Here is a 12541-nt window from a genome sequence, read left to right as displayed (position 1 = left end):
CATGAGCCGTCAACTCAAACTCGGCGCCTTCCTAATGGCTACCGGGCACCACGTGGCCGCCTGGCGCCACCCCGACGTACCGGCGAACGCTGGCCTGGACTTCGCCCACTACAAGCATTTGGCACAGATGGCGGAAGCGGCGAAGTTCGACGCCCTGTTCGTGGCCGACAGCATTGCCGCCGCCACCGGTGAGGTCGCCAGCCACATGGCGCGCTCGGATCATTTCGAGCCGCTCACCCTGCTCTCGGCCCTCAGTGCCGTGACCGAGCATATCGGCCTGATCGCCACCGCCACCACCAGCTATAACGAGCCGTACCACGTGGCGCGCAAATTCGCCTCCCTGGATCACCTCTCCGGCGGCCGCGCAGGCTGGAACCTAGTGACCTCGGATAACGCCGCCGAGGCGCTGAATTTCGGTCGCGACGAACACTTGGGGCATGCCGAACGCTACAGCCGCGCACGTGAATTTCATCAGGTAGTGACGGGGCTGTGGGACAGCTGGGACGACGACGCCTTCGTACGCGACAAGGCCAGCGGGCGCTATTACGAGCCAAGTAAACGCCATGTACTGGACCATGTGGGCGAACACTTCCAGGTCAAAGGCCCCCTGAACGTGGCGCGCTCGCCCCAGGGCCAGCCGGTGATCGTGCAGGCCGGCTCCTCGGAAACCGGCCGTGAACTGGCCGCGCAGACCGCCGAAGTGGTGTTTACCGCGCAGACCTCATTGGCCGACGCGCAGGCCTTCTACAGTGACCTCAAAGCTCGCCTGGGCCAATACGGGCGCGAAGCCGATTCGCTGAAAATCATGCCGGGCGTGTTTGTGGTGGTGGGGCAAACCGAAGCCTTGGCCCAGGCCAAATTCGAAGCGTTCCAGGCGTTGGTCGAACCCGAGGTGGGAGTGGCGTTGCTGGGGCGCATGCTGGGTAATTTCGACCTGTCCGGCTACCCGCTGGACGGGCCGCTGCCCGATCTACCCTTGACCGACAGCGGACAGCGCAGCCGTCAGCAACTGCTGAGCGAACTGGCCCAGCGCGAACAACTGACCCTGGCGCAACTGGGCCGACGCATTGCCGGTGGACGCGGTCATTACAGTGTGATCGGCACACCGATGCAGATCGCTGATGAACTGCAGCGATGGTTTGAAGAAGGTGCGGCGGATGGCTTCAATATATTGGTACCGCACTTGCCGGGTGGGCTGGAGGATTTTGCCGGCTTGGTCGTTCCTGAGTTACAGCGGCGTGGCTTGTTTCGTCGCGAATATACCGGCACTACACTGCGTGAAAACCTTGGTTTGGTGCGCCCGGGCAACCGTTACAAGAAGACGCGATCATGAAGCCCCAGGTAAAGCGGCAGCCAGAAAGGCACTGCCGCAAACACCCCGTACAAGCCAGAATGTGCCGAACTTACAAATCTCCACGATGAACAACATGTACCTTATTGCCATCTGGATCACGCAAGTATGCGCCGTAGTAACCTTCACCATACTGCGGACGTAAGCCGGGCGCTCCCTCATCCGATCCACCCGCATGAAGCCCGGCGGCATAGGCAACGTCTACCGCATCTGGAGAGGGAGCCGAGAAAGCGACCATGCTGCCATTGCCTGCCCTGGCTTCGTTGCGATCATAAGGGCTGTACACATAAAAGCGAGGAAGAGTGCTATCTGGCTTGACCCAGCATGCCGACGTCGGTCCACCATCAGGAGTTACGGTGCGGCGACACAGCCCCAAGGGGATCAGTACGGCGTCGTAAAAAGCGGCAGCCTGATCAAGATCATTTGTTCCAACAGTGATGTGACTGAACATCCGCGACCCTCCTTTGTTTTTGATGCGGGGATTCTATCGTGCCTTTCCAAGTGGGCACCGCTCATTGGGTGAGAAGGCGGCGCTCAACCTTGAGAAGAAAATAGAGCTCACGCTTGGCGTGCTGGTCAACCCGTATGGGCACGGGCCGGCACTGATCGAGGGTGAGTACACCCGTCAGGAAGACTTAGGGAGTCAGACTTGGTGCTTCTTGAGGGCATAGCTACCCAGCTTGAAAAGGCCAACGCTGAAAAGCCTTGAGCCAGATACAAAAAGCCCGGCGCATGGCCGGGCTTCAGGTTTCAGGGACGCGCTGACCACTTAATCAGCAGCGCAGCCTGGGAATTTGGGTTGGACTTCGACTACTCCAAGCTCTTCAAGACCTCGATCAGCTCTACAAATGCCGAGCAAGTTCTGAACGTTGGGGCTAGCACTTGCTACACCTCAGTAAAAAGACCAGAATTAAGACCTATATAGGGGTCTTATCTATGCAAAATATTCTGGCTGACGTAGCGGTGAGCGTTTCCGAACTCAAGAAAAATCCATCATCCGTCTTGAGCGGCGCCAACGGCCTGCCCGTGGCGGTATTGAACCACAACCGCGTCATCGGCTACATGGTTCCGGCAAATGTCTACGAAGCGATGGTAGAGCGCCTGGACGAACTGGAACTGGCTCACTTGGTAAAGGCTCGGCTCGACGCCAATGAAACACCCGTTCGAGTATCTCTCGACGATCTGATTGGCGAGGCGGAGGCAGATATAGCCAATGGGCGCTGAGTACGAGGTGAATGGGATCCGAAGGCGCTCAAGGAACTGCGAAAACTCGACGGTATGATACGTCTCCAGTTTCTGTAAAAGCTTCAGGAGCGACAGGCCGGACCGCGAGTGCCAAGTGATGCGCTTCACGGTATGAAAGATTGTTACAAGATCAAATTACCCGGCGCCGGCTACCGGCTGGTATACCGCGTTGAGGATGAGCGGATTGTCATCTTGGTTCTGGCCGTCGGAAAACGCGAACGCAGCTCCGTGTACGAGCAGGCAGCGAAACGGTAGATAACTGCGAGGAGGCCGGCTCGCTAGCGGGCTTTGTCTTCAAGCCAGGTTGCGCTGGAAACTTATTGGTAACCGATCTATCGCCTTTCGGTGCTCAAGGATCTTAATGACGATGTACTCGGCCTTGAACTGCTCACCGGCCAAGGATTGAACCCTGCGCAGTTTCACCTTCAAAATTTTGCCTTTTTTTAGCTAGTAAAGAAGGTGTGAATGAGAGCGGCGGACAACCGAGGAGAACCGCGAGGCTTTTTTGGGCCACAAGAACGGCAGCATCACCAGCCACTATTCTACGCCGGAGCTGCAGCATCTGATTGAGGCTGCGAACAAAGTGTCAGCAACTGACTCTCGCGGGCCAGCGCTGAGCCTCTTGAGGAGGAAGTCGGGATGATTCCCCGCAAAAGTCCCTACGCATGAAAAAGCCGAACTGGTTAGAGTTCGGCTAAGTCACTGAATAATATGGTCGGGACGGAGTGATTCGAACACTCGACCCCTAGCACCCCATGCTGGGGGCTTTAGCTCACTAACCTATTGTTTTATAAGGAATAACCCCCCTATTCCTGGCGCCAAATCATCCGCATTTTTGTGCTTATGCAAACGGTAAACCGTGGCCTGTAGCGTAGGTTTTGCGCGGAAACGCTGCCAGCCTACCGATTCCTATTAATGGTCTATGCTGGATTGGCTTGGACTGCCCCAGGCCCCAAAAAAGGAATATGAAGATGGCCGATGATCTGCACAACCGTGGACCGCAAGACCGGGCGCGAGTGAACACGTCCGAAGCTTGGGAACTCAAGTACTGGACTAAAGAGTTTGGCGTGACCGAAGAGCAGTTGAAGGCCGCCGTTAAGGCGGTTGGACCGATGGTAGTCGACGTCCGTAAGAAACTCGGAAAGTAAAAAGCTTCTCTGCCCTGCGCCGAGCGCGGGGCTTTTGGCAACCACCATGTCAAGGTGACCCCGGAACGCCGGTAACCTATTGATCCAAATGACAAAAGCACCAATTTATGAGCGAGTAAAAGCGACCCTTAAACTCTATAAGAATCAATGACTTAGCGTTGTATATTCCTACAGTGGTTCCCCTCCCCCGGCGTCCTGCCGACCGAACACCAAACCCAAATCCTCTACAGCTCGTCGGCTCAAATCGCGTCACGTCAAAACCTCGATTACTGTACGCACATACAGTATTTGAGGTTTTGCTATGAGCGTTGACATGGACACCGAAGATTGGCTCGGTTGCCCCACTCCACTGGAGATGTACCAACACCAGTGCTCAATCCTCGTGGATGAGCTGGTGGAGACTGAGCGTATGCTGCGTCGAGCGCGGGCGAATATCGCTGGCTTGGTGCAGATGAATGACCTGCTGATGACTGGAAAGGCCGAGACAGAAGCAAAGCTCGCTGAGGCACTTGAAAAGGTCAGCACGCTGGAAGAGCAGTACTCGTTTGCCTCGGTGCAAAGCGTGAAGATTATCACCGGGCAGCGCGACCATTTGCTCAGGGAGAATCAGCGACTGCTGGTTGAGCTTAGCGTGTACAAGCAGCCATTAGCCTAAGGCTTTGAGAAATACCACATGACGAAAGCCACGGCGGCAACCCAGCCGAGCGTCAGCAGAAACGAGAGACCTGCAAGCCTCCTATCCATTTCGCCCTATCAATAGTTCATTGAGCCCAATACGAACGCACCTACAGAGACTAGTTCAGTTGCCTCAATGCGCAATCCCTCTGACGTACGCCTGGCACGCACGCAAGGCAATCAGGGCGTTATCGCCGTCGTCGGTGATGCGGATAATTCTTTGAGCATGCGCTGGGTCAAGTTGGGCTCGACGGCCTGCATGAACCACGCCGGCGGCGCCGGGGGTGGTAGGCACGTTGCAGCTACTGGCTGAATCCTCGATGAGGACTGACAGCCGGACATCAGCAGTGGCAAGGCGATCACGCAGGCGAGCCTGATTGCGTTGGGCATCGAATAATTCCTTGGTGTGTTGTTGGTCGGATTCGGCCAAGCGCTGCTCGAGGGTCAGGCGTTTATCCTGCTCGGCTTTCTGCTGTCGCCAGGCCTCGTTGGTGATGACGTCGAGCTGCCCCTGGTGCGCGGCGGTCTGCACGGATAGCTGTTCAGACAGTTGCCTCCCCATTCGCCAGTCCTGAACCCTCCAGGTGACGCCTGCGGCGCTGGCCATCAGCACCAGAATTAGCACCGCCAGGCCAGCCAGCTTCTGCACCGGGGTCATGCCAGCACCTTCAGCGCTTTGTCGTACAGCGCCTGGCGGTCGTCCTGACCAGTGAGCCCACCGTTGATGCGTCTGGTGATCTTCACGAACTGCCCCTGATCCGCAAGAGTGTTCAACCCTCGGGTGGACCAGAACCACGCCGCCGACATCGTGGCGTGCTGTGGCAGCTCCAGCAGATCGGGACGAGTGATCAGGTCCAGGCCCAAGGCTTCGCCACAGGCGGCATAGTTCGCCCGGCCAGTAACTTGGATCAGCCCGCGTCCACGGTACTTTGAGCCATCTCCCTTCACGGTATTGCCTAGGTCAGAACGGCCTTCATATCCGGCCTGCTGCGCCGTGGGGCCCCAAATTTCACGCACATGACGCAACTGTGCCGACTCATGCCCGACCTGGGCAATAAACGCGGCGACACGCAGTTGGCCGATGATTCCGTAGCGACTCATAGCTGTGTTCAACACAGAAACAAAAACGCCCGCAACTGGGCGGGCGTTCGGGAGGATTTGCAGCAATTGCAGCTGGGTGATCGACATACAGACTCCTAACAGGATAAACCCGCGTTGCGGGCATCATTGGCAACAACCCCGGGTCAAAGGTTTACAACCTTGCCGGGGCCTTCTTCCTTCTTCTTTTTCTTGCCCTTGGCGGTGGCCTTACCCTTTTTCCCGCCATTGCATTCAACGGTCGTACTCCAGCCGGATTGGGTGAAAACCTGTTCCACCGAATCCACCAGGTACTCACCATCCAAGCCCACCTTGAAGCCCTGGGCGTTAAGTTGCCGTTCAGCAAATAGATCAGTGCGCCCTGGCATTTCCAGGCGCACGCCGGCGGTAGAACGGTTGAAGGCGGCAAGCCGGGCTTTGGCCGCTTGCTCAGCGGCGCTTTTGTTGGGGTAGATATGCCGGTCCGTGTGAACCGGGGGCAGGCCGCCCGGGGCGTCCTCGTTGTCCAGGGTGACAATCGAAAGCTTTCCGGTGGCCTTGTCTTGGTGCTTGGTTGCTACGGCTTTGTGGGTGCTACGGTCGCCAAGCCGGAACTGCCAGCGGCTTACATCGCTGCGCGTTACGGTAACGACGCCCAAGGCTTTGCCGCTCGCGCTTTGCCCGCCCTGCCGGGGCATGACTACCAGCTTTCCGTCACCGACCTTTGCTGTACAGTCGTATTGCTTGGCCAAGCGCGTGATGAAATTAAAATCCGACTCGCTCAGCTGGTCTGTCCTCGGCACTTTCGTGGCGACCGAACATGCGGCCTGCCAGCCGTTCCTGGCTGCGATATCGCGCACGATTTCCGACAGCGGCACGTTTTCCCAACTGCCGTTGCGAATGGTCTTCCCGCTCCCGCGCATGTCGCTGGCCTTGCCCCTGATTACCAAGGTGTCCGGCGGGCCGGACAACTCCACCTCATCCACGACATAACGGCCCAGCCGGGCCAAACCGCTGCCGACATACCCCAGGTAAATCTCAATGCCGGCACCGCGCGCCGGTAGCGAGACCACGCCGTCACGGTCATCAATGCGCAATTCAAACTCGTCCGAGTCCATCCCGGGCTTGTCCGAAGTGCGCAAAAGCAAAAGCCGATCGTTAATCATGGCGGTAATATCAGCGCCGTCCGCGACGATGCGAAAAGTTGGTTTCATTGGGCGATCCCGAATGACGGATAGACTCAGGGCCTGGCCGCTATAGAATTTGCGGCTGATCAATCAGCCAGTAAGGAATGAATGGATGAAACGGATTTGCCTAGTGGGCTTACTCGCCTGGGCCGCCCTGCCCGCCATCGGCCAGGAAAAGCTCAGGATTATTGACCTGGGCGAGCCCGACCCAACGACCAGCCAGGCGCCCAGCGAACCGAGACCGGCCGCCACGGCGCCCACAGCGGGCCAGGCCCTGGCCTTTATCGAGCGGTTGAGTGCAACTGTAGAGAAGGGCATGGAACAACTCAGAAGCTCGCAGGCCGATCCGACCCAACAGCGCCGCCAGGCTCAAGCGCTGGCCGCGCTCGAGGACGAAGCGCAACGGTTCGGCGTGCTGTTTACGCCCTTCCACAAGTGCAATGAGGCTGCTATAGACGCTGCATCAGCCTGGCAAGGGCTGATAGCCAACGATGCCAAACGCTTCGATAGCGCGTTCGACAGCTACGCCAAGGCCGAAACGGAATGCCGGGAAGCGGCGGACCAAGGCTAGTCCCACAACATCACGACTTCTTCCCGCGCGGCCGGCAGGTCAGGCAGCACAATGACCACGCCGACGCGGTAAGGCTGCACCTCGTCGGCAAGGCCCTGATTGGCGTCTAGCACGGCTTCCATGGTGCCGTTGAGGTGGCCGTAGAAGTTATGGCAAATGGTGTCCAACAGATCCCCATCAACCGTTCTGCATGTCGTCGCCATAGCGCACAAACTCCAAAGTAAACCCCTGCTTGCGCGGGATGCCGCCTTGCAGCAGCGCGCTTTGTTCTTCCTCAATGCTCTTGAGGCACCAATTGCCCAGGACGTGGCCATAACCGGTGGTCAACCCCAAAGGCAGAAGGCGCGAACCAATACGGCGCAGCGTGTCCAGCTGCTTTAATCCCCCCTTGAAGCCCGGAAAAATGGCACCCTTAAGCGTCATTTTCTCATCGCCCATGCCCACGGCTTGCTGTGCCGGCCGCCGGCTTAAACGCTCCTGCGAAGCCCAGCGGAATTCTGTAGACCGCCGCAGCTCATCAAAGGCCGCCGTATCCAAGTTGAAGAAGTACGGTTCCGCCTTGGGGTCTAGCGGCTGGATAATCAGCAGGTGCGGGAACGGCTTAACCGCCTCCGGCGCCGGCGTCGCGTTGGTGGCAAACGCCCCCGTGGGGAAGATGTTGGCCAGCGATGGACTGACCTTGCCGGCAATTTTGTTGATCGCCGCCCCGGCCTTCGCGGTTTGCTCTTTCAGCACTCCCATGCGTTCGTCAATTTGCGACATGGCGCGGGAAGCCTTGTTATAGGTTTCCAACACTGTGCCAGCCTTTGCCTGGGCTGCGTTCACACCGCGCATCACGCGCTGAAGCTTTTCACCCACGGCCGGGCCAATCACTGGCAGCGCCTCCAGCTCAGACGCCGCGCCGGTGATTTCGCCAATAGCCCCATTAAGGGGCCCCATCATCCCATCAAGGCTACGCCTGCCAGCCTCTCCAGTCGTGGCCAGGTACTTAAGCCCGGCCTGAAGCTGATCTAAATAACCCGGGTCTTTCGTGTCTTTGTCCACGTCCCCCCCTTACCCCACATGAGGCTCATCAAAAAGGCTTGCACTTGAAAGCTGACGGTTGATTTCTTGCCGATGGTTTTGCAAGTACGGCTCAATTTCCCGGGCCAGCTGCTGGGGGTCTTTCACATCCCCTTTCACGGTCAAATGGAACGGCGCCGCCACATGCACCACCTGCTCAAACTTCGCCCGCTCTGGCTTCACCGGTGGCACCGGCTTAGGCAGTGCCGCACCAGGCTTAACGACCGGCGCCTGGGCCAGCGCTCTAACCAGATCGCCAACCTCAGACCCAGGACCGTTACGCGTAACGCCCTGCCCATCAAGAACACGATCAGGCATCAAAGCCGGCGCCGGTGCTTCCCCCTTGCGCCCGCTGGCAGGTACAGCCAAGGGAACCGGAAACAGCAGTGGTGCCCTGTTACGGCGCTCTGGCGGCCCGCCAGGTGCGGCCGGTGCGGTTACACGCACAACCGGAGCAAGCGCTAGGACTGGCGCAGCTTCACGCCCTGGGGCAGCACGTAGCGGCCCCGCCGGCGCATCTGCCGGCGGCATCGGCTGAACAGGCGCAGCATCACGCCCAGGAACAACCTGCACCGGCGCCGGCGGCGCCATTGCCTGGACAACCGGCGCCAAAGGCTGAACAGGCCCAGCGTCGCGCCCAGGAACAACTTGCACCGTCGCCGGCGGCGCCATCGCCTGGACAACCGGCGCCAAAGGCTGAACAGGCGCAGCGTCGCGCCCAGGAACAACTTGCACCGTCGCCGGCGGCGCCATCGCCTGGACAACCGGCGCCAAAGGCCGAACAGGCGCAGCATCACGCCCAGGAACAACCTGCACCGTCGCCGGCGGCGCCATTGCCTGGACAACCGGCCCCAAAGGCTGAACAGGCGCAGCATCACGCCCAGGAACGACCGGCACCGACGCCGGCGCCAGTGTCACAGGCGCCGCGTTACGGCCTGAAGGCGTAACGGCTTCCGGCCTCGATGTCGGTCCGGGTGCCGCCACCGAGGGCCGCAGAAGCATCAACGGCACCGGCGGGGCCACTTTCGGCGGCGCTTTGAATGACGCGGCAATATCCCCCAGCACCGGCGGGATATTCTTGCCGGCATCGGCCATCATCAGCGGACCGGCCACCGGCACTACCTTCGTTGCCGGGTCACTGCCAAACATGGCCTTGCCGGCATACCCGCCCAGGGCCTGGCCACCGGTACTACCCAAGTAAGCCCCGATCAGGCCACCCACCACGGTACCAATCACCGGCACCATCGAACCGATGGCCGCGCCGGCTGCTGCACCGGCCAAGGCGCCGGCTAAATTGCCCGCCGCCTCACCGTAACCCTCAGCCATTTCATCGCGGGTTTCGGCGTGGTCATAGGTATCCTTGGCCATCAACAGCGAGTCGACCGCCGCAAACACCGCCGTGCCCTTGACCATGCCGCCGGTATTCATGCCCATGCCCATGCCCTGGCGCACTGGTGCAGGGCGAGCCGAACCCGGGGCAGCAGTAGGCGCAGCTGCTGCCGCCCGTGCCGCTGCCGAAGGTGGCTTGCCCTTCTTTGTTTTCTTGCGGCGCTTACTGTCGCCGGCATCCATGCCCGGCCCATCAAGCCCCCCGGCCTGCATGTTGGTGACGATTACGCGCTGGGGAATGTTTGGATCGCCGCCGCGCAGGCCGCCACGGGCGATATTCAGCAGCCCCCGGCCGATTTTCACGCTGTTTACAACACCCCGAAACCCGATAAGCCCGGCAGTGATCGCGGCGACGCTGGAAACCACCTTGGGCGACTCATCGCCCAGCGAGCTAAGCCCTCGCCCAACCCAGGCCAGGCCATCCGCTACACCGTCCGTCATTGGGCGGATAGCGTCGCCAATCATGCGCATAGAGTCGTCCATGCTCTGCGCCATCTCGGCCCACTTCTGCGCGGACGCCTCTCGGCGCTCGGCCAAGTTCTTATCCAGAATGCCCGTGGCTGACTTGGAGTCGTTCTTAAGCTGTTCGTATAGCGCTTTGTTCTGCGTGTAAGCCGTGAGGGCGGCTTTCACTTGCATGTCGGCAAAAATATCGCCGGTTCGCAATGCCTGCTCCAAAGAGTCAATCATTGCCTTGGCTTTTACCGGGTCGGTCTCCTTGTTGATCTTTGCAGTAGCCTCGGCCATTGCCTTGGCTTTCGCCGGGTCCGTCGCCGCAACGTAGCGCTGGGCAAGCGCCAAGCTCGCCTCCAGCGTCGACATGCCCTTTTGCAGCCCTGTCTGCATGGAACCCTGATAGTCGATCCCGGCCTTTTTGTAGGCCGTGACGGTATCGCGGGCGCCGATTTTCTCCATCCAGTTTTTCAGGTTGTTGGCCGCCTCATCGGCACCACCTGCAGTTTTCATTTGCACTTGCAGCATGGCGCCCAGCTGCGTCACGGCGTCCATGCCGGTAATGCCCAGCTTGCCCATGCCTGCCAGCATTTCCGGCGCCCATCGCGCCATGTCGCTGGCTTCAAAGCTGCCGGCCTGGCCCTGATAGGCGATAGCCTCAAGGGCTTGTTGCATGACCTTGGGGTCGGTGATTTTGGCGTTCTGCCCCAGGGCGTTAATCATCTTGGCGGTGTCTTCAGCTCCCGCCCCCTGGCCCACGACGAACTTGGCAGCCGTAGGCGCATATGACAGCGCCTCAGCCAGATCCATGCCCGCCCCAACCAGGGAGTTCACCACCTGCGCTACTTCATTGAGTCCCATTCCCGCATCACGGGAGGTCTGCAAAATGGTTTGGGACATTTGCTTTTCTTGCGGGGCATTAGCAATGCCCGCCTTGATCGCAATATCCCGAATGATTGCGCCATAGTCAGCGCTGACCTTCGTAGGCACCGCCACAGCAGCCGAAAACCCCACCGCCTGGCCGACAGTGCTTTTCATGCCCTCGCGGCCGGCCTGGATTTGCTGGTGGCCCAACGCTTTCAGCTCGGCCTTGCGCGCCGTACGGCCCAACGTCTGATAGGCCTTTTCCAACCGGCCGACCTCGATGCCCTGTTTCTTGAGGCTGGCCAGGTTGGCATCGAGCTTGGTCAGTAGCGTGCTTGCGCCCTTCTCCCCCGCCAGGTGCGCCTTGCGCCATTCCTCACGAAGCCGGATCGTGTCGCCAATGGTGTTTTGAAGAACCCGGGCTTTTGCCCCAGTCGCCTCCAGGCGCTTTATGCGGCTTTCAACGTCCTTGAACGCCGAACCCACGGTGGAGCTGACAGCCCCACCAATGACGATACCAAGCGCTAATTTGCTTGCCATGTGCTTGCCCTATGCATCGGGTGGCTCGATAGCGGCTCAATCCGTGAGCCACCACACCATGTCTGAAGCCGGCATGTCCAACAGCTCAGCGGCCGAAAAATGCAACTCGGCCGCCAAGCGTTTGGCCATCATTTTCAATTGCCCGGCGTCACACCCCGACTTCGTTATCCAGGCGAAAATAGCCTTCCTGAAGGCGCTTGTAGTCGACCGTTTTGATAGCCCCCAAGTCCTTGTCCCCGATTTGGGTAAGGCTACACAGCAGGTTAACTTCCAGCTGCTCCTGATCGCCGTTAGCGGTGGCACTGGCGGCGCGCAGGTCGCGCAAGCACGGCGCGCGCATCGCGATCTTGTCGCGCTTCATGCCGTCGACCTCAAGCGGATACTTGAGCGTCACCACGGCGCCTTCTGCGGACAGTTCCAGCCACTCGGGCAATGCATTCGGGTTGGTTACTTTCATGTTCTTAAATCCTTAAAGGGCCAGGGCGGTGCGCATCGCTGCGTACTGGTCAACACCGTTGATAACGCGGACACAGGCCACAGGGTCGATTTCGTACATCACCCGGCCGTCGATTTCCAACTTGTAGTAGGTGACGGCAATCGAGTGTTTAAGCTCGGCCTTTTCACCAGCCTTCCAGTCGCCCAAATCCAACTCTTTGAGCATGCCCCGAACGGTTGCAACGACTGGCGTAATGCGGCCTTTCTGACCTTTGAATGCCCCACGGAATACCGTATTGCATGCGGTCTGATCAGCGAGCCCCACGAACTTCATGGACTCGCGGCGGACGCCGGTCGTGACGAAGCCGGCCTCCATCTTCTCCAGGCCCATATCCATTTCGATGGAGCCGCCCATACCGCCGCCGCGATATTCGTCAGTCTTCACTACGATCTTGGGGAGGGTCATGCTTGGCACGTCACCGGAAAAGCTGATGCCGTCCACGAACAGGTTGGTATTCACCAATACTTCAGGAATCATTTAGCG

14 protein-coding genes and 2 pseudogenes are annotated in these 12541 nt (G+C 59.5%); 7 read left to right on the top strand and 9 right to left on the bottom strand.

Annotated elements, in window-relative coordinates; all coding sequences use genetic code 11:
- Position 1 precedes the first annotated feature (1 nt).
- Positions 2-1333: an LLM class flavin-dependent oxidoreductase gene (locus CRN80_RS19990; RefSeq protein ID WP_098950868.1), complete on the top strand. Its 1332-nt coding sequence runs from the start codon at positions 2-4 to the stop codon at positions 1331-1333.
- Between the two features lie 70 nt (positions 1334-1403).
- On the opposite strand, the gene CRN80_RS19985 is transcribed toward CRN80_RS19990, so the two are convergent.
- A complete protein-coding gene (locus CRN80_RS19985) occupies positions 1404-1802 on the bottom strand; it encodes a VOC family protein (protein WP_098950867.1) in 399 nt (132 codons plus the stop codon).
- A gap of 485 nt (positions 1803-2287) precedes the next feature.
- On the opposite strand from CRN80_RS19985, the gene CRN80_RS19975 reads away from it, so the two are divergent.
- The 5 genes and pseudogenes from CRN80_RS19975 to CRN80_RS19955 all read left to right on the top strand — a co-directional run bounded on the left by CRN80_RS19975 (position 2288) and on the right by CRN80_RS19955 (position 4399).
- The gene (locus CRN80_RS19975) at positions 2288-2575 is read left to right on the top strand and encodes a type II toxin-antitoxin system Phd/YefM family antitoxin (protein ID WP_098950866.1); all 288 of its coding nucleotides are present in this window, start codon (positions 2288-2290) and stop codon (positions 2573-2575) included.
- A 54-nt stretch (positions 2576-2629) separates the two neighbouring features.
- Positions 2630-2851, top strand: a pseudogene (locus CRN80_RS19970) (type II toxin-antitoxin system RelE/ParE family toxin).
- A 226-nt stretch (positions 2852-3077) separates the two neighbouring features.
- Positions 3078-3239 (top strand): annotated as a pseudogene (locus CRN80_RS31815) (site-specific integrase); the annotation flags it as partial.
- Positions 3240-3567: 328 nt separating this feature from the next.
- Positions 3568-3744 (top strand): DUF3606 domain-containing protein, encoded by a 177-nt coding sequence (locus CRN80_RS19960; RefSeq protein WP_080753012.1) that lies wholly within the window; start codon positions 3568-3570, stop codon positions 3742-3744.
- Positions 3745-4045: 301 nt separating this feature from the next.
- Positions 4046-4399 (top strand): hypothetical protein, encoded by a 354-nt coding sequence (locus tag CRN80_RS19955; RefSeq protein WP_098950864.1) that lies wholly within the window; start codon positions 4046-4048, stop codon positions 4397-4399.
- 153 nt (positions 4400-4552) lie between these two features.
- Here CRN80_RS19955 and CRN80_RS19950 read toward each other — a convergent pair whose 3' ends face one another.
- From CRN80_RS19950 to CRN80_RS19940, 3 genes are read right to left on the bottom strand one after another with little or no spacing between them, the layout of a single operon-like run.
- A complete protein-coding gene (locus tag CRN80_RS19950; RefSeq protein WP_098950863.1) occupies positions 4553-5077 on the bottom strand; it encodes a lysis system i-spanin subunit Rz in 525 nt (174 codons plus the stop codon).
- Positions 5074-5607, bottom strand: a complete 534-nt coding sequence (locus tag CRN80_RS19945; RefSeq protein ID WP_034117650.1) for a glycoside hydrolase family 19 protein — start codon at positions 5605-5607, stop codon at positions 5074-5076. The genes CRN80_RS19950 and CRN80_RS19945 overlap by 4 nt, the downstream gene beginning before the upstream one ends.
- Before the next feature lie 56 nt (positions 5608-5663).
- Positions 5664-6710, bottom strand: coding sequence for a phage late control D family protein (locus tag CRN80_RS19940; RefSeq protein WP_034117649.1), 1047 nt, complete (start codon positions 6708-6710; stop codon positions 5664-5666).
- Between the two features lie 85 nt (positions 6711-6795).
- Here CRN80_RS19940 and CRN80_RS19935 point away from each other — a divergent pair, with 85 nt between their 5' ends.
- Complete coding sequence (locus CRN80_RS19935; protein ID WP_034117648.1) at positions 6796-7254, top strand: hypothetical protein; 459 nt, start codon at positions 6796-6798, stop codon at positions 7252-7254.
- On the opposite strand, the gene CRN80_RS19930 is transcribed toward CRN80_RS19935, so the two are convergent.
- The 5 genes from CRN80_RS19930 to CRN80_RS19910 form a co-directional block, all read right to left on the bottom strand.
- Positions 7251-7457 carry a tail protein X gene (locus tag CRN80_RS19930; protein WP_034117647.1) on the bottom strand — a complete coding sequence of 69 codons (207 nt, stop codon included), beginning with the start codon at positions 7455-7457 and terminating at the stop codon, positions 7251-7253. The two genes, CRN80_RS19935 and CRN80_RS19930, sit on opposite strands and share 4 nt — an antisense overlap.
- The gene (locus CRN80_RS19925) at positions 7432-8298 is read right to left on the bottom strand and encodes a phage tail protein (protein ID WP_034117646.1); all 867 of its coding nucleotides are present in this window, start codon (positions 8296-8298) and stop codon (positions 7432-7434) included. Before CRN80_RS19925 ends, CRN80_RS19930 begins: the two co-directional genes overlap by 26 nt.
- A 9-nt stretch (positions 8299-8307) precedes the next feature.
- Positions 8308-11562, bottom strand: a complete 3255-nt coding sequence (locus CRN80_RS19920) for a phage tail tape measure protein (protein WP_098950862.1) — start codon at positions 11560-11562, stop codon at positions 8308-8310.
- Positions 11563-11710: 148 nt separating this feature from the next.
- On the bottom strand, positions 11711-12019 hold the full coding sequence (locus tag CRN80_RS19915) for a phage tail assembly protein (protein WP_034117644.1): 309 nt from the start codon (positions 12017-12019) through the stop codon (positions 11711-11713).
- Positions 12020-12031: 12 nt separating this feature from the next.
- Positions 12032-12535, bottom strand: a complete 504-nt coding sequence (locus tag CRN80_RS19910; protein ID WP_098950861.1) for a phage major tail tube protein — start codon at positions 12533-12535, stop codon at positions 12032-12034.
- Positions 12536-12541 lie beyond the last annotated feature (6 nt).

The sequence above is a fragment of the Pseudomonas sp. FDAARGOS_380 genome, assembly GCF_002591235.1.
GTDB classification, from domain to species: domain Bacteria; phylum Pseudomonadota; class Gammaproteobacteria; order Pseudomonadales; family Pseudomonadaceae; genus Aquipseudomonas; species Aquipseudomonas salmasensis.
This window is presented reverse-complemented; position numbering and strand designations above follow the sequence as displayed.

Bases quoted from the DNA above. Each gene is read 5' to 3' on its own strand.
- CRN80_RS19920 (WP_098950862.1), bottom strand. From the start codon at position 11,562: ATGGCAAGCAAATTAGCGCTTGGTATCGTCATTGGTGGGGCTGTCAGC.
- CRN80_RS19940 (WP_034117649.1), bottom strand. From the start codon at position 6,710: ATGAAACCAACTTTTCGCATCGTCGCGGACGGCGCTGATATTACCGCC.
- CRN80_RS19910 (WP_098950861.1), bottom strand. From the start codon at position 12,535: ATGATTCCTGAAGTATTGGTGAATACCAACCTGTTCGTGGACGGCATC.
- CRN80_RS19975 (WP_098950866.1), top strand. From the start codon at position 2,288: ATGCAAAATATTCTGGCTGACGTAGCGGTGAGCGTTTCCGAACTCAAG.
- CRN80_RS19955 (WP_098950864.1), top strand. From the start codon at position 4,046: ATGAGCGTTGACATGGACACCGAAGATTGGCTCGGTTGCCCCACTCCA.
- CRN80_RS19935 (WP_034117648.1), top strand. From the start codon at position 6,796: ATGAAACGGATTTGCCTAGTGGGCTTACTCGCCTGGGCCGCCCTGCCC.
- CRN80_RS19990 (WP_098950868.1), top strand. From the start codon at position 2: ATGAGCCGTCAACTCAAACTCGGCGCCTTCCTAATGGCTACCGGGCAC.
- CRN80_RS19950 (WP_098950863.1), bottom strand. From the start codon at position 5,077: ATGACCCCGGTGCAGAAGCTGGCTGGCCTGGCGGTGCTAATTCTGGTG.
- CRN80_RS19915 (WP_034117644.1), bottom strand. From the start codon at position 12,019: ATGAAAGTAACCAACCCGAATGCATTGCCCGAGTGGCTGGAACTGTCC.
- CRN80_RS19945 (WP_034117650.1), bottom strand. From the start codon at position 5,607: ATGTCGATCACCCAGCTGCAATTGCTGCAAATCCTCCCGAACGCCCGC.
- CRN80_RS19985 (WP_098950867.1), bottom strand. From the start codon at position 1,802: ATGTTCAGTCACATCACTGTTGGAACAAATGATCTTGATCAGGCTGCC.
- CRN80_RS19930 (WP_034117647.1), bottom strand. From the start codon at position 7,457: ATGGCGACGACATGCAGAACGGTTGATGGGGATCTGTTGGACACCATT.
- CRN80_RS19960 (WP_080753012.1), top strand. From the start codon at position 3,568: ATGGCCGATGATCTGCACAACCGTGGACCGCAAGACCGGGCGCGAGTG.